Below are 15,285 nucleotides of genomic sequence, written 5' to 3'. Positions count from 1 at the left end.
ATGGCAATCCAAATACTGCTGAATCTTTGCGTCGCGCTGATCTGGATGTTTTTGAACGATGACTGGTCCGCAGCCGGTTTGATCGTCGGTTACTTGATCGGGCTGCTGTTTATCGCGGTTTCCAAGAGCTTCTGGCCGCAACCTTTTTATTTGCAAAGAGTATGGGCGGTGGTGAAGCTGCTGATTCTGTTCCTGAAGGAATTGTTCCTATCCAGCTTCTCGGTCATCCGCCAGATTCTCCGGCCTAAGCTGGACATTCGTCCGGGAATTTTCGCCTTCTCGACGGAGTTGAAATCGGAGTGGGAGATCACACTGCTCTCCTGCCTGATTTGTCTCACACCGGGAACGCTCACCCTGGAGGTTTCCCGCGACGAACGGACCTTATATATCCATGCCATGGATATCGAGGATGCGGAATTGCTTTCGGAGCAAATCCGAGGGACGTTTGAAAAGGCGATAATGGAGGTGACCCGAACATGATTTCCAACATACTGCTTATATCATTATTCATCATTTCGCTGGCTACTCTGGGCTGTATGTATCGTCTGCTTAAAGGCCCTTCCATGGCGGATCGGATAGCGGCTTTGGATTCGATAGGCATTAATTTGCTGGCCATGGTGGCGGTTCTGTGCATGCTGCAGAAAACCCAGGCCTATCTGGAAACCATTCTGTTGATCGGGATCCTCAGCTTTATTGGAACGACGGCATTCGCCAGATACATTGAAAGAGGTGTTGTCATTGAACGCGGAGACGATGAGCATGATCGGTGAACTGATTATAGTCTTATTGGTTTTGTTCGGCGCTTTACTGAGTGCGTTAAGCACGTTCGGCCTCATCCGTCTTCCCGACGTCTATTTGAGATCGCATGCGGCTACCAAAAGCGCGACTTTAGGGGTGCTGTGCATTTTGACCGGGGCTTTCCTATATTTCATGTTTTACCTCGATCAGGTCAGTGCCAAGCTGCTTCTAGGAATCGTGTTCGTCTTTATAACGTCTCCGGTAGCCGGTCATCTCAATGGCCGGGCGGCCTACAGAACAGGTGTTCCGATGTGGGGGAAGAGTGTGCAGGATGATCTCAAACCGGCATTGAAACGGGAGCGGAAACAGGACTCTTCATCCTGATCTTCGTATGGAAAATGTTGTAAAAACCTTACGAGGGCAGTAAGATAGTTAAAGGAATCTCTTATAGAAAGGATGAAGGGAAATGAAATTCAGCGAGCTGGTTTACCGTCGGCCGGATTTAGAGCAGATGGAACAACGCTTCAAGGAACTGCTCGGAGAAATGAATGCTGCGAAGAGCTTCACAGAGCAAGACCGGGCGATGACGGCCATCGTCAAGCTTCGCAACGAGTTTGAGACATTGAAGGAGATCGCGGCCATCCGCCATTCCATCGATACCGACGACGCTTTCTACAAAGCGGAGCAGGATTACATGGATGAAGTCGGACCGATTATGGACGAGCATGTGACTGAATATTACCGGGCTCTGGTCCACTCGGCATTCAGGGAAGAGCTGGAGCACAAATACGGAAAACAGTTGTTCCGGATTGCGGAGCTGTCGCTTAAGACCTTCCATCCTTCGGTCATTGAAGATTTGCAGCGGGAGAACAAGCTTGCTACGGAATATGGAGTGCTCATCGCTTCCGCGAAGATTCCGTTCGAGGGGGAGGAGCGGACACTGGCGCAGTTGGCGCCGTTCGCCATGTCGACCGACCGGGATATGAGACGGCGCGCTTCCGAGGCCAAGTATCAATTTCTGGCGGAGAACGAGCGGGAGCTGGACCGGATTTTCGACGATTTGGTGCAGGTGCGTACGAAAATTGCGAAGAAGCTTGGGTTTGCCGGCTTCATTGAGCTGGGTTATGCGCGGATGCTCCGCACGGATTATAACGAAGAGATGGTAGCCGTCTTCCGTAATCAAGTGTTGGAGCATATCGTTCCGGTCGCGACGAAGCTTAAGGAGAGACAGCGCGAGCGGATCGGCGTCGAGCGGCTGCGTTATTACGATGAAGATTTCAGCTTCAAGTCGGGCAATCCTGTACCCCAGGGAGATGCGGATTGGATTCTGGAGAACGGGGCGAGGATGTATGCAGAGCTGTCGCCGGAGACCGATGAGTTCTTCACCCGGATGGTGGATAGCGGGCTGATGGATCTGCTCAGCCGCAAAGGCAAGCAGAGCGGCGGGTACTGTACCTTCCTGAACGATTACAAGATGCCGTTTATTTTTGCCAATTTTAACGGCACATCGGATGATATCGGCGTCCTGACGCATGAGGCGGGCCATGCCTTCCAGGCGTATGAGAGCCGGGATTTGGACATGCCGGAATACCGGTTTCCAACCTTTGAAGCGGCCGAAATTCATTCCATGAGCATGGAATTTATCACTTGGCCCTGGATGGAGCTGTTTTTCCGCGAGGAAACGGAAAAGTATAAATTTGCGCACCTGGAGGGGGCCTTGCTCTTCATTCCTTATGGCGTAGCCGTGGATGAATTTCAGCATTTCGTGTACGGGAATCCGGAGGCGACACCGGACGAACGCAAGCGCGCATGGCGGGACATCGAGCGCAAATACTTGCCGCATCGCGACTATTCGGGCAACGATTATTTGGAGCGCGGCGGCTTCTGGCAGAAACAGTCGCATATTTATCAAGCGCCCTTTTACTATATCGATTATACTTTGGCCCAAATTTGCGCTCTTCAGTTCTGGCAGCGGATGACTACAGACAGGGAATCGGCTTGGCAGGATTATATGAAAATATGCAAAGCGGGCGGAAGCTTGTCCTTTACGGAGATCGTGGAGTTGGCGGGGCTCGTGTCACCTTTTGAAGCCGGCTGTGTGGAGTCCGTTATCGGAGACATCGAAAATTGGCTGGACAGCTTTGACGACAAGGGGCTGTAGAAAGGGGACCGCTCGCGGCCCCGATCAGGTCCAGTGGGGGCGAAATAGAAGTAGAAGTGCACTTATTTTGCTTCAAACGGCTCAGACGAGGCGGAATAGAAGCAAAAGTGCACTTGTTTCGCTTTATAGGCCCAAACGAGGCGAAATAGAAGTAGCAATGCGCTTATTTCGCCGCGAATGGCCCCATTCGCCCCAATCGCCTCAGCGGAGGCTCAGGATTGGTAGCGTTTTTCGATTCTCTTCCCCAGGTACCAAAGAATTATAAGGCCGGCGATGACGAACACTATCCGCCAAGGATAGGCGAAGAAGCCCTGCCAGTCATGCCCTACGAAGGAGATCATAAACACCATCACGCCTTTGCCGAGCATAACGGAGGCTAAATAAATCCTTACGGGGACGGTGCTGATTCCTGCCGCCAGATTGACGAAGAAAGAGGGAGTGAACGGAAAGCAGTACATCAGAAATAACGGGGTGAAGCCCTTTCGTTCAATCCAGGAGAAGAAGCGGTCCGCCTTCGGATATTTGTTCGACACGTATCGGCTGAAGCGTCCTCCGAACCGGCGGGCTGCTATAAAGACTAGGAAAGCCCCGAGCACCGTTCCGATCCAGGAATACAGGAAGCCTAACCACAATCCATAGGCGGATGCATTGCCTGCAACGATAATAAATAGGGGCAAGAACGGCAGGAGAGCCTCCGCCGCCGGCAGGGCAATTCCGGGGAGCGGTCCGAGTGAGGAGTAGCGATACAGCATTTCCTGGATCTGATTCTTGTCCAACTGTGCAAGATATTGATAAATGGGTTCCAACCACTCCAGCATGAATCCACCTGTCCTTGAGCTTTATTGGTTTTGTTGCTTAATGATGTTACTATTTCCATTATAGTCAAAAGAACAGGCATAAGAAAACCGTCCTCTGTCGGAACCCCGGTTGGACCAGGGACGGGATGCAACCCGGACCAAGGTCGGAGGAGGGCTGAGTTTCATATGCATCAAGGCATTAAGAAAACGATTAAAGCTCTGGGGCTAATCGTCCTGTCCGCTGTGCTGCTTTTTCGCGCTTCTATGCCTGTTTCAGATTTTGTTCGTGTTGGGCGTATGGTATCGGGATACTTATATGTAGTTATGGATCGGGTTCCATTCTTCCTTCCTCTCCGGTCATTCTTCGCCTAATGAAAGCCGCCAGCAACAGAAGAAGGGGGAGTGCGATCAGAATGATGAACGAAAAGACGGAAGCGGTCGTGAAGAAATGGACCACCATTTTCTGGAAATTAGGAGTCGCCCAAATGCTGAACGCAATCAAAATAAAGCTGAACGGAAAGACGATCGGACGATAATCAGTCAGCTTCAGACATTGGGTGGTGCCCAGAACGAGAGCATAATACCACATGGAAATTTGTACAAATCCCCCAAGCATCCACAGAACCATGACAATCGATTCCACGTGCTCGAGGAAATCGGCGAGACTTATGTATCTTGAGGCTATAAATACAGGGAAATTGAACGTAGCCGTATTGTTGCCCAATAACAGCAGGCTGGTAAATCCGGTAACGATCATCGTGATCAGCATGCCCAGCACTGCGAGCATCCCCCGGCGCAGAGTCTTCGACTGGTCATGGACATACGGAAAGAGAAACGTAATAAGTAAAAATTCCATAAACCAGGCGTGCGAAATAATAGAGCCTTTGAGTGACGGAATTATACCGTTTTCCATAACCGGCAGCATATTGTCCACACGGTAATCCGGAAGCAGCATCAAGAACAAAACCAAAATGAGAAGCACAAAAACAGGGGCAACAATGGTAGAGAAGCGCCCCAGCAATTCGATGCCCCCATGCACGGCGAACGCGCTGACGAAGACGATGCACCCCATAACAACATTGATCGGAGTCCGGGTTAAGAGAGTGCCGACGATGAACTCCCCATATTCCCTTATAATCAATCCGCTGGCATGCATTATGAAGAACAGAAATATGCCTGCCAAAAGCTTGCCGAACCAGCGCCCGAAAACCTGCTCCAGCTGCTGGACAATAGTTTGGTTCGGAAACAGCCGATGCAATTTCCACGCTAAATAAACGGTCAGAAATCCGCTTGTCGATCCCCAAATGGCCGACAGCCATAAATCTTTCTCGGCGTTTTTGGCCATCATGGACGGCCCAACGACGTTGAGAGGAGTTGTATTTTGCACAATATCATCTTCGGTATCGATCTTCACCGTAATGTTCCACTTGTCCCCTTCGATATGGGGGATCAGCCTTGTCCTGTTTTTTTTGAGAAAAAAGGCAACGGATCCCTCAACCCCCTCCATGGAAATGCTGACAGTCGCTGTCTTGATTTCTTCCCTCAGCCACATCACTCCCCGGGTCGCCTTTCGGTCAATCACTCCGGTCATTGCTCCGTTTTGGAAAACAGCAGCGCCGTATAAAATCGGACCTCGTTTATTTTCATTCAGATTGTAAATTTCAATGACCGGTAGAATGGCGGCTTCCGCCGGATGAGTGAGCATCTCCTGGAAATTCTTTAGCGTGACGTTCAGACCCGTCTCCTCCTTCGCCAGTTCCTTAAGAACTTCCGAAATGTCACCTTCCAGAGAGCTCGGGAGCTTGAGAATTTCTCTGGCTTCATCTTGACTTACGAAAAGCTTGGCGCGTTCGCGCGGTCCAGGGTGCCTGAGCAGGAAATCGATGTGGTCGAGAATTCCTTCCTTCGCAACTTTGCGGCTGAATATGTAAATTTTATTATGGCCCCAGAATACCTGACGAGGCAGCACCTCCTGCAGCTTCGCCGTAGCTTCCGCTATCGTTTTCCCCTTGGCTGATACGACAATCGTCTCTTCATTTTCACTTCCCTGTGCCCCCTGCTCGCCGCCAGAGGAGATTTTGGCAACAAAGAGCAGGACCGACAGCAGAAGCTGCTTATCTTCTGTCAAATCCAGTGCGGTTGCGGTAATGATGGCCAAATCATTGAGCTCCGTCCGATTCCAGCAGCCGGGCAGCAATAAAATGGAGACCAGCAGGATGAAGATGATCGGCATTCTCCAATTCTTCTTCATGCTTGCTCATCCCCGTTGGAAGGATCGGGCTGTTGATCGGTTCCTTGCCGATATTTATTCCACTTTCCTGTCAGATGCGGACGGACTTGATTCTCCCATATCGGAGATTTGACAAGAACGTCTCCTAACTGCCTCGTTTTTAACGGAGCGAGAGGCTCCAGGTAGGGAACACCCAGGGAGCGCAGGGAGAGCAGGTGGATTAACAGCAGGATAACTCCCAGCAGCAACCCGAACAGCCCGAGAAAACCGGACAGGGCGATAATGGGAAAACGGAGCAATCGGACAGACGCCCCCGTTGAATAGTCCGGGATCAGGAAGCTGGCAATTCCCGTAATAGCAACTACGATAACCATAGGCGAAGACACTAATCCGGCTTGAATCGCCGCCTGGCCGATGACCAAACCGCCGACGATGCTTACGGCAGCCCCTACTTGTTTAGGCAATCTGGCACTCGCTTCGCGCAGGGCTTCGAAGGTTATTTCCATCAGAATGGCCTCCACCAGAGCGGGAAAAGGAACCTGCGCCCTTGAAGTGGCCATCGTCAGTACAAGTGTCGTCGGGATCATCTCCTGATGGAACGAAACAATAGCCACATAAAAGGAAGGACCGAGCAATGCGACGAGAAGAAACAGATACCGGAGCCAGCGAATGGCGGTCGAAATCCAATATCTCTGATAGTAATCTTCGGGAGATTGAAGCAGCGAGAAGAACGTTACCGGGGCGACTAGGGACATAGGTGTTCCATCTACCAGAATAACGACTCTCCCTTCCATTAAATTGGCGCCGGCTACGTCGGGCCGTTCGGTCTTGAGAAACTGGGGAAAGGGAGAATACGGATGATCTTCAATCATTTCCTCGATGTACTCGCTGTCCAGAATAGCGTCTATATCGATCCGCTGCAGACGATTGGCTATTTCTTCGATCAACACAGGGTCTGCAATCCCTTCCATATAAGCAACAATGACCCGGGTTTGCGAATAATGACCGATATTCCACGTCTTCATTTTGAGATGGGGAGATTTAATTTTCCTCCGAAGCATGGCCGTATTGTCGCGAATCGATTCCACGAATCCTTCCCGGGGCCCTCTGACGACGGATTCCGCACTTGGTTCTTCGATGGACCGCTTCTCCCATTTTGTCAGTCCGAAGGAAAGTCCCTTGGTTAATTGATCGATAATCAAGACAGAGTTGCCTGCTGTGATTTCTTCGGCGGCATCGGTCAATGATTGGACACTTTTCTTCGAAGAGACGGCAATGTGGCGGAGGATGTCCTCCATATCCTGATCACAAACGCTGCTTTCCTTCAACGGAGTCAGCACCTGCTGATCCAGCAATTCCGTATCGGTCAGCCCGTCGATATAAATCAGCACGGCCTCGGTTTGTCCGCCGATGCGAAAGGAGTGAAAGACAATATCGGAACAATCCGCGAACGTATCTTTCATATGGAACAAGTTATAGTTTAAATTTGGCGTGAAGTCAGGCAGCGGCTCCAGTTCCGAATGATGGATGACCGGAGGTATGCTTCGCCGAAACCGTAGGATGGATTTCAATGATTTCCGTCTGTAGCTCATATATATCTCCCGTCTTTTACCATACTTTTGCTTATTATTAGCATTAGCGGAGCTCTTCTATTCGGAACGGTGCAGGAAAGAGAATAATACAGGGAGAAATGCCGGAAACAATCGTTAGACCAATTGTTTCCCTTGTCAAAGTAGAAATGAAGTAGTATCTTGGAAAAATAATAGATTAGGAGGCGTTACATAATGAGGAAAATGAATGGAAATAGGGCACAAATTAGAGGGATTAACGCATAGAGGCCCTGTAAACTGCGTGATTCCCTGCAATCTGGAAGCCCGGGGCACAAGCGCCGGACTTTAAGGGAAGGGGCATCATGTTTTGAAGAAGGATTTACAAACATTGGAAGGACGTATGCGGGATTCGGAGGAAGCAAACGCGCTGCAGCCGGTCTCGCTTGATTTAAGGAAAACCGTTCCGTGGATTATTTTCGTGCTTTTTTTCGCTGTGTTGAATGAAACCGTCTTTGTCGTTTCGACGCCAAGCATCGCTGCGGAGCTTGCGCTGAAGCCTTCCGAAGTGAGTCTGGTGCTGACCAGCTTTATGATTATTTTCGGGACGGGATCCATCGTATACGGCAAGCTTTCCGATATGTACAGCCTTAAGAAGATGGTGATGATCGGATTGTTGATTTATGGCGGGGGTTCGCTGCTCGGTTTTCTCGCGCACCGTTATTATCCTGCGGTCATTGCAGCCCGCATCCTTCAAGGAATTGGCGGATCGGCCATTCCGACGCTGCTTATGATCATGATCACCCGTTATTTCAAATCCCGCGACCGGGGCAAAATGTTCGGAATCGTTGGATCGACGGTTGCTTTAAGCGAGGGAATGGGGCCCGTCATCGGCGGGTTTATTTCGGAAAGGCTTCATTGGTCATTTCTGTTTATCATCCCGCTGTTTACCCTGCTCTCGATTCCGTTCTTTCTTAAAACACTGCCCGAGGAGCAGCCCCGCGGGGGGAAAGCGGACTTCATCGGCGCTGTGCTGTTTGTTGCAGCAACCGCCTTATTGATTTTGTATTTGACGGATTCCCGCTGGCCTTATCTCGTGATCAGCCTGATTCTGTACGGCGGGTTCGCCGTTCACATCCGCCGGGTTGAAGAACCCTTTATCGAGCTCTCCATGTTGACAAATGGAAGATGGGTGAGGGGCTTGCTGTCCGCCATAGCTCTGTTTGGTACTATGGCCGGTTTATTGTTCATGGTCCCGCAGATGCTCAGCCAAGTGCATCTAATGACGGCAGGCGCGATAGGCTGGGTTATGTTCCCGGGGGCCATCAGCCTGGTTTTCTTCGGTGTATACGGGGGCACCCTGGTCGATCGCAAAGGGTATTCCCGGGTCTACTATATCGGCCTGGCCTTGTATATATCCAGCCTGTTATTGCTGTCGATATTAGCGGGTGCCGCGCCCTGGCTGCTGTCAGCGGTGCTGGTTGCTGCATACGTCGGCTTTTCGTTCCTCAAGACGTCGCTGGCGACCGGCGTTTCACAGACGCTGACCGAACAGGAGGCCGGTGTCGGGATGGGAATGCTGAATCTGGTCAGCTTCTTGTCGGAGGCGGCAGGGATGGCCCTTGTCGGGAAAATGTTGGCTGACGGAGTGCTGGAGATCCCTCTGATTCCGATAATCACCGCGTCTTCCGCCCATTCATACAGCAATCTTTTCTTTTCTTTCGCGATCATTATTGCGTTAGGGGCTGTTTTGTATTTTTCGGCCTTCCGCCGAAGCAGATAATGAAGTGTACGGTTCGTACGGCTCTTAGTGAAGCGGTCATGAACCTTATACTTGTAAAGGGCGTCTGTTCAGCCAGACGCCCTTGTTTTTCTTTTTTTCATATGGGTCTGCTTATTTAGGGAATGATGATCGGGCAGGTAAAAGCGGCTTCCGCCGAACAAAGATTTCCGCAAGGAGGAGATTAGGCACCCAGGCGAGCCAAGAGATAATAGAATAGCTAAGATCGAAACGTTCCGGACCCAAAATCAAAACGAATAGAGGCAGCCATATCCTCAAGGTGACCGCTGCGAAAGTTAAAGAATAATTTCTTATCATCCACTTCTGATGGCTGAGTACCTTCCGGTGCTTGATCTGATGAAGTGCCCGGTACGCGGAAATCAACCATAGAACGGATAAGGTGCCGAAGCCCAGCTTTCCGGCCAGTCCTCCCGATGCATATAAGGCCAGGTATAGTCCGGAGCCGCCTCCGAACAAGATCCCCAACATGTAAAGTTTCCCCAAATTACGATGACGCTGCAAATTCCTTTCTCTGAATGAAGCGGACAAGGTAAAAGGGCCGATTACCAATGAGACCGCACTTGCGGCAATATGCACAGCCAGCATGGCGTACCAGAAGGAATTTAAAGAAATCTGGGCCATTAATTTGGAGATCACCAAGCCGGCACGGTCCGCACCAATGACAAAATATTGCACGACGGCATATCCCGCTACCAAAAAGGCCAGGATAGTCATGCTTCCCCATAACTTTTTCTTCAAATGCAACACTCCCGCCTATTTTCATTTTATTGGAGTCTACTCCCTTTTTCCCATGATCGTGGTTATTCTTCCTTGCCGGACCGGATCGTTCTCGGACCAGCCTATACCGGGCGGGTCTTCAAGCCTTGGATGAAGGCATCAATATGGAAGAAGACCAGCTGCTCTCGCTTCACCCAATCAAATTGCGGGAAGGATAATAGCAGCGAAGTCAAACCATGCAGATGCGCCCACAGGGTTTGGCTGATTAACGCAGCAGACTGCTTCGAATCGGGAAGGGGAGAGGCGAAGTAGTTCTCCTGCAGCAAAGCCTCGACCACCTTAACCAGAAGCAGGAAACCGTTATAACGATCGCTTCTTATAAGCCAGGTGACATTGGTTTCCAGATTATCCGTAAAGATCAGCCTGTAATAATCCGGCTGGTTCAACCCGAAACAGATATAAGCCTCACATAGGGTATGGAGCCTGGTTTCGAGCGATGCTTCCAAGTTATTGTCGAAAGCGGTCTTTAACTCGTTATAGAATATGCTGTAACCTTCCTCCAACAGACAGTACAGGATTTCCTCCTTGTTCTTGAAATAAATGTATATCGTCGTTGGAGAATAACCGATGCGACCCGCAATATTTCTCATGGAAACATGGTTATATCCTTGGTCCAGGAACAAATGCCGAGCAGCATCCATAATTTCCTTCCGGACTTCCTGCGGTTCCCTTCCGCGTCTCATTCTTATTCCTCCCTGCCCAAAATGTTGGTTAACACCGTTAACTTAACAGTGTTAACTTATCATGGAAACTATTTTCTGTCAATGATGTCCATTTTAAGTGACTCCATTGATAATTGCTCTATAAAGTAATTAATGTTACTATATAAAGTAAATAAAATGGAGGTGTTGGCATGGAGTTAATTGTTGAACCGGATACAGCGTTAGTCGATCAGAAGGTAAGCATACGCATGACAGGTTTAGAGCCTGGCGAGCAGGTCACTCTTCGCGCCGCCATGACTGAAATGCCCGGGGCGGTCTATGAAGCAGAATCCTTCGCAACGTTTATAGCCGGGGTTAACGGGGAAGTACATCTGGATCAGCAAGCCCCTGTAGCAGGTACATATAGCGGGGTCGATCCAATGGGCTTGTTTTGGTCGATGAAGGTCAGTCATGTCCGCTATTCGATGACTCGCAAGCTGGATCAGCTAACTTTCGTGCCGGCAGCCTCCGGGATTATGTTATCGGCTGAGTCGGCAAAGGGGCGGGTGGCGAAAGCCAACCTTCAGAGGGAGTATGTAAGCTCGAAAGTGCTTGTACAAGATGTGAAGGAACACGGTCTGGTTGGAAAGTACTTTTATTTACCGGATCAGCCACCGGCACAGGGGGTGCTTGTGCTTGGAGGAGGAGAAGGGGGATTAGCTTCCTCTATGAACTATGCCGCCCTGTTTGCTTCCTATGGTTTTCCTTCATTGGCCCTGGCCTATTTCCGCTTCGAGCATCTGCCGGAACACCTGCAGGAAATCCCTCTGGAATATTTCTATCAGGCGATTGAATGGCTGCGGCACCGGCAGGAGGTTCGGCCGGACCGTAATGCGGTATTCGGGCGGTCGAAGGGCGCGGAGTTATCTCTTATCCTGGGCACGGTCTTTCCCGAAATCGGCTGCGTTATTGCTTCCAGTCCGAGTTCTACCGCCTGCATAGGACATATTGAACCGGGGGCCGATCATTCGTACAGGCGGTATTCATCCTGGTCGTACCAAGGGAAGGCGCTGCCTTATGTAGAATGGACGAATGAGCAGTGTGAGGAAGCGTTAAATTGCTTCAAAACGTACAAACGAATTGACCATATTCATAAAGCAGCATTCGAGCAATGCGACAGGCTGGAGGAAGTGACCATTCCCGTGGAAAAAATCGCCGGCCCTATCCTGATCATTACCTCTACGGACGATCATTGGTGGCCGGCGGAGCTTCATGGCGAAAGAATTGCGGCCAGGCTCAAGGCGAAGGGCTTCTCCCACAAGTTCGAGCATCTCCATTACGAAGATACCGGCCACTTGGTCCGCTATCCGTACATTCCGACCACACAACTGTCCATGAATGGAGGAACACCGTTCAACAATTACATCGCATCCTTGGAATCATGGAATCGGATTAAACAATTTTTAATGGAAATTTCTGATGAATAGAGGAGAAACCGGATGGAAGATTTACAGTTGAATGTTCCGCTTCTTCGCCGTCGTGTACCCAATTTGACGGTAGCCGCGAAAGCGGCCGGTCTAAGGCCCGCCACAGTATCGAACCTGTGTACGGGCAAAATTCCCGTAGGCCGTGCAGAGGTACGTACGCTGGTCATCCTTGCTTCGATTGCAGGCTGCACACTCGACGAACTCATTATAAGAGGAAACGGCCGCGGAATGATAGAAACCGGAATTAAAGTGCTGGACTTGCTGGCCCCCATAGTGAGAGGCGGAATTACCGGACTGGTGGCCAGACCTGGAACAGGACAGATGGTTCTGCTCGCTGAACTGCTTAACCGGTTAGGAAAGCGCGGCTATACGACGCTGTTCTGGAAGCCCAAGGAGGAAGGCCCGGGGATCGAGGAGGTTGTTGAAGAGGCGGATGGAATATGCTTATCGTTGGATGAAGCCGTTCATCAAATCCTTCATTTCAGAGAAGAACATGATGTCATTCTGGCAGCCGACCGGGCTATCGTTCTGTCCGGTGAATGGTACACTTTGAAAGAAAGGATCAAGGAAGAGGGCGCGAGGCCATTGACGATCTTTCTGGTCGATCCCCGGGGAGAAGCGGTGGATGTCGAAGCGCCTTACGGGCCATTGGACACCTTGATCCGGTTCGATATGGAGCTCCCCACAAGACAATTGTATCCGGCGATCGACCCCATACTGTCCACGTCCATCATTCTGGAAGGAGCACAGCTCGAATCCGCCCATTTAGCGGTTCAACAGCGGGCAAGAAAGGTGCTCCGCCGGTACCGGGAGCTGAGGCCTATGCTGCAAATCCAGGGAGCCGACAAGCTTGGCGAAGCCGATCGTATCCTGTATCATCGGGGTGAAAGACTGGAGGCTTTTCTATCCCAACCGTTTTATACGGCCGAGCCATTTACACAGAGACCGGGTCAATGGTGCTCCGTACACGAAACACTGGAGGATGTGAAGCTTCTTCTGGACGGCAAAGCCGATCATTTAAATGCAGAGGAATTGAAAAATATCGGCCGGCTGCCGCTGTAATCATGCATTCCGGCATAACCCACCTGCATAATGAGTAGGGTACAGGTCTCGATTGACAGCTGAAGAAGAAATTTTTTATGATGGATATTAAATCATGCGACGTTTAGCGTTTGACATGACTTTTGGACAAAGGAGTGAGTGCGGATGCAACGATTTGAAAACAGCGGTGCCGGAAGTGAAGTTCCTGTCGCCGTTGACCTGAATTCAGAGACAGGCCCGATCTGCGAGACTACGCGGAGAATTGTCATTGTGAGCCCGTTTCCCGCTTCCGTACGGTCTCTATTTGTTGCGCTGACGATTCGCTGTTTCGATGTCCTGGTCTTTCATCATGAGGATGATCCGGTTCTGCATACGATGGATAGCGATCTTATGATTATCGACCGGACCAAGGGCATTTTATCCAGTCCCATAGATATTAACACTACGTCAGACCGCCGAATTCTCTTCTTGTGCAAAGAGGAGGAAGCGGACTGTCCGCACAGTCACGTATTGGTATGGCCATGCCCGATAGAACAAGCGGTGGAGAAGATCGAGAAGCTTGTCGTCCGCAGCGATTCTTCGGAAGGACAGCAGAGCGGAGGCGATTTATTACGCTACAAGGATCTTGTGATGGACCTGAAAAAAATCACCTTACGCCAATGCGGCACCAAAGTGGACCTGACCAAAACCGAATTCGATCTTCTTAAAGGCTTGCTTCTCAATGGAGGAGTGATGTCCCGGGACGAGCTGATGTCCTTCGTCTGGGGGGACAGCTATTTCGGCGGAAGCAACTCCATCGATGTTCATATCAAGAGCCTGCGGCGCAAATTGGGCGACGATCCCAGAAAATCAAAGTACATCGCCACAGTCAGAGGAATCGGCTATCGGATTGCCGATTGATTCCAATCTAAACCAACCCTTCATGATCATTCATGGAGGTTTTTTTGTTCCAACAACTTTCTAATGGTATAAAAAGCTGCCGACATTATATTTCTTCATCAAACCTTCATGATGGGGGATCCCGGCCGTGCTATAATTTAGTTAAAATTATTTTCAATTAAGAATAATTATTACAGAAGGGGCTGATTGCATGTTATATAAATCCGTCATCATCGGAACGGGGCCTGCAGGCTTGACCGCAGCCATCTATCTGGCGCGGGCCAACCTGAATCCTCTGGTCATTGAAGGACCGGAACCCGGGGGGCAATTGACAACAACTACCGATGTCGAGAATTTCCCCGGATTTCCGGACGGGATTATGGGCCCGCAATTAATGGACAATATGCGCAAGCAGGCGGAACGCTTCGGCGCCGAGTTTTGTACGGGTTGGGTAAACCGGGCCGATTTGTCCAAGCGGCCGTTCACGCTATTGGTAGAAGGAATCGGAGAGATTCAAGCGGAGACCGTCATCGTATCGACCGGGGCTTCGGCCAAATATTTGGGCATCCCCGGCGAGAAGGAGAACGTCGGCCGCGGCGTCAGCACCTGTGCCACCTGCGACGGCTTCTTCTTCCGCAACAAGAAGATCATTGTCGTGGGCGGAGGAGATTCGGCGATGGAGGAAGCCGGCTTCCTGACCCGATTTGCTTCCGAAGTCTTTGTAGTCCACAGGCGCAACGAGCTTCGTGCCTCCAAAATTATGCAGGATCGGGCACGCGGCAACGCCAAGATTACGTGGGCACTGAACCGCACCCCGTTGGAAGTGGCGGCGGGAGAACAGGGAGTGACCGGTCTTAAGGTGAGGAACAATGAGACCGGCCAGGAAGAAATGATCGAAGCGAACGGAATTTTCGTGGCGATCGGTCATACGCCAAATACACGATTCCTCGATGGGCAGTTGACTACGGATGAGCAAGGTTATCTGATCGTGAACCCGGGAACGACCGAGACTAACATTCCGGGGGTGTTCGCCTGCGGAGACGTACAAGACAAGCGCTATCGGCAGGCGATCAGTGCAGCCGGAACAGGCTGTATGGCGGCGCTGGACTGCGAACGTTATCTCGAAGCATTAGAGCTGGAAACCGTTTAATTGTATAACCGTTGCTACTTTATTATTAAGGAGAGG

The 15,285-nt window shown here is 50.6% G+C and carries 14 protein-coding genes; 9 read left to right on the top strand and 5 right to left on the bottom strand.

Translation table 11 applies throughout. The annotated features are described in order from the left end of the window. The 4 genes from ACFQ03_RS09405 to ACFQ03_RS09390 all read left to right on the top strand — a co-directional run bounded on the left by ACFQ03_RS09405 (position 1) and on the right by ACFQ03_RS09390 (position 2,899). Entirely contained in the window at positions 1-480 is a 480-nt protein-coding gene (locus tag ACFQ03_RS09405; RefSeq protein ID WP_144941081.1) for a Na+/H+ antiporter subunit E, read from the top strand. After that, complete coding sequence (locus ACFQ03_RS09400; protein ID WP_144941083.1) at positions 477-770, top strand: Na(+)/H(+) antiporter subunit F1; 294 nt, start codon at positions 477-479, stop codon at positions 768-770. Before ACFQ03_RS09405 ends, ACFQ03_RS09400 begins: the two co-directional genes overlap by 4 nt. After that, complete coding sequence (mnhG, locus tag ACFQ03_RS09395; RefSeq protein WP_144941092.1) at positions 754-1,122, top strand: monovalent cation/H(+) antiporter subunit G; 369 nt, start codon at positions 754-756, stop codon at positions 1,120-1,122. Before ACFQ03_RS09400 ends, mnhG begins: the two co-directional genes overlap by 17 nt. An 82-nt stretch (positions 1,123-1,204) precedes the next feature. Continuing rightward, entirely contained in the window at positions 1,205-2,899 is a 1,695-nt protein-coding gene (locus tag ACFQ03_RS09390) for a M3 family oligoendopeptidase (RefSeq protein ID WP_379287689.1), read from the top strand. Between the two features lie 212 nt (positions 2,900-3,111). Here the strand turns inward: ACFQ03_RS09390 and ACFQ03_RS09385 are convergent, their stop codons facing one another. The 3 genes from ACFQ03_RS09385 to ACFQ03_RS09375 all read right to left on the bottom strand — a co-directional run bounded on the left by ACFQ03_RS09385 (position 3,112) and on the right by ACFQ03_RS09375 (position 7,518). Further along, the gene (locus ACFQ03_RS09385) at positions 3,112-3,717 is read right to left on the bottom strand and encodes a TVP38/TMEM64 family protein (protein ID WP_144941086.1); all 606 of its coding nucleotides are present in this window, start codon (positions 3,715-3,717) and stop codon (positions 3,112-3,114) included. Positions 3,718-4,018: 301 nt separating this feature from the next. Continuing rightward, a complete protein-coding gene (locus ACFQ03_RS09380; RefSeq protein WP_379287688.1) occupies positions 4,019-5,947 on the bottom strand; it encodes an endospore germination permease in 1,929 nt (642 codons plus the stop codon). Next, positions 5,944-7,518: a spore germination protein gene (locus tag ACFQ03_RS09375; RefSeq protein ID WP_379287687.1), complete on the bottom strand. Its 1,575-nt coding sequence runs from the start codon at positions 7,516-7,518 to the stop codon at positions 5,944-5,946. Before ACFQ03_RS09375 ends, ACFQ03_RS09380 begins: the two co-directional genes overlap by 4 nt. Positions 7,519-7,843: 325 nt before the next feature. Here ACFQ03_RS09375 and ACFQ03_RS09370 point away from each other — a divergent pair, with 325 nt between their 5' ends. Next, complete coding sequence (locus ACFQ03_RS09370; RefSeq protein ID WP_379287686.1) at positions 7,844-9,256, top strand: MFS transporter; 1,413 nt, start codon at positions 7,844-7,846, stop codon at positions 9,254-9,256. A gap of 111 nt (positions 9,257-9,367) precedes the next feature. Here ACFQ03_RS09370 and ACFQ03_RS09365 read toward each other — a convergent pair whose 3' ends face one another. Together ACFQ03_RS09365 and ACFQ03_RS09360 are read right to left on the bottom strand one after the other, a co-directional pair. Beyond that, positions 9,368-10,012, bottom strand: coding sequence for a DUF2306 domain-containing protein (locus ACFQ03_RS09365; protein ID WP_379287685.1), 645 nt, complete (start codon positions 10,010-10,012; stop codon positions 9,368-9,370). 101 nt (positions 10,013-10,113) lie between these two features. Next, positions 10,114-10,734: a TetR/AcrR family transcriptional regulator gene (locus ACFQ03_RS09360; protein ID WP_144941090.1), complete on the bottom strand. Its 621-nt coding sequence runs from the start codon at positions 10,732-10,734 to the stop codon at positions 10,114-10,116. A 170-nt stretch (positions 10,735-10,904) separates the two neighbouring features. On the opposite strand from ACFQ03_RS09360, the gene ACFQ03_RS09355 reads away from it, so the two are divergent. The 4 genes from ACFQ03_RS09355 (at position 10,905) to trxB (ending at position 15,249) form a co-directional block, all read left to right on the top strand. Further along, positions 10,905-12,179: an acyl-CoA thioesterase/bile acid-CoA:amino acid N-acyltransferase family protein gene (locus ACFQ03_RS09355; protein WP_144940211.1), complete on the top strand. Its 1,275-nt coding sequence runs from the start codon at positions 10,905-10,907 to the stop codon at positions 12,177-12,179. A 12-nt stretch (positions 12,180-12,191) separates the two neighbouring features. Then, positions 12,192-13,241, top strand: a complete 1,050-nt coding sequence (locus tag ACFQ03_RS09350) for an ATP synthase beta subunit C-terminal domain-containing protein (RefSeq protein ID WP_144940213.1) — start codon at positions 12,192-12,194, stop codon at positions 13,239-13,241. Between the two features lie 144 nt (positions 13,242-13,385). Next, the gene (locus ACFQ03_RS09345) at positions 13,386-14,120 is read left to right on the top strand and encodes a winged helix-turn-helix domain-containing protein (protein ID WP_379287680.1); all 735 of its coding nucleotides are present in this window, start codon (positions 13,386-13,388) and stop codon (positions 14,118-14,120) included. Between the two features lie 190 nt (positions 14,121-14,310). Then, entirely contained in the window at positions 14,311-15,249 is a 939-nt protein-coding gene (trxB, locus tag ACFQ03_RS09340) for a thioredoxin-disulfide reductase (protein ID WP_379287678.1), read from the top strand. Positions 15,250-15,285 lie beyond the last annotated feature (36 nt).

It is taken from the genome of Paenibacillus residui, from assembly GCF_042677205.1.
Classification (GTDB): Bacteria; Bacillota; Bacilli; order Paenibacillales; family NBRC-103111; genus Paenibacillus_L; species Paenibacillus_L residui.
The sequence above is the reverse complement of the archived record's forward strand: the minus strand, read 5'-3'. Positions and strand labels throughout refer to the sequence as shown.

Excerpts from the sequence above, each read along its gene's own strand:
- ACFQ03_RS09360 (WP_144941090.1), bottom strand. The coding sequence starts at position 10,734 with ATGAGACGCGGAAGGGAACCGCAGGAAGTCCGGAAGGAAATTATGGAT.
- ACFQ03_RS09350 (WP_144940213.1), top strand. The coding sequence starts at position 12,192 with ATGGAAGATTTACAGTTGAATGTTCCGCTTCTTCGCCGTCGTGTACCC.
- trxB (WP_379287678.1), top strand. The coding sequence starts at position 14,311 with ATGTTATATAAATCCGTCATCATCGGAACGGGGCCTGCAGGCTTGACC.
- ACFQ03_RS09355 (WP_144940211.1), top strand. The coding sequence starts at position 10,905 with ATGGAGTTAATTGTTGAACCGGATACAGCGTTAGTCGATCAGAAGGTA.
- mnhG (WP_144941092.1), top strand. The coding sequence starts at position 754 with ATGAGCATGATCGGTGAACTGATTATAGTCTTATTGGTTTTGTTCGGC.
- ACFQ03_RS09345 (WP_379287680.1), top strand. The coding sequence starts at position 13,386 with ATGCAACGATTTGAAAACAGCGGTGCCGGAAGTGAAGTTCCTGTCGCC.
- ACFQ03_RS09380 (WP_379287688.1), bottom strand. The coding sequence starts at position 5,947 with ATGAAGAAGAATTGGAGAATGCCGATCATCTTCATCCTGCTGGTCTCC.
- ACFQ03_RS09400 (WP_144941083.1), top strand. The coding sequence starts at position 477 with ATGATTTCCAACATACTGCTTATATCATTATTCATCATTTCGCTGGCT.
- ACFQ03_RS09390 (WP_379287689.1), top strand. The coding sequence starts at position 1,205 with ATGAAATTCAGCGAGCTGGTTTACCGTCGGCCGGATTTAGAGCAGATG.
- ACFQ03_RS09385 (WP_144941086.1), bottom strand. The coding sequence starts at position 3,717 with ATGCTGGAGTGGTTGGAACCCATTTATCAATATCTTGCACAGTTGGAC.
- ACFQ03_RS09405 (WP_144941081.1), top strand. The coding sequence starts at position 1 with ATGGCAATCCAAATACTGCTGAATCTTTGCGTCGCGCTGATCTGGATG.
- ACFQ03_RS09375 (WP_379287687.1), bottom strand. The coding sequence starts at position 7,518 with ATGAGCTACAGACGGAAATCATTGAAATCCATCCTACGGTTTCGGCGA.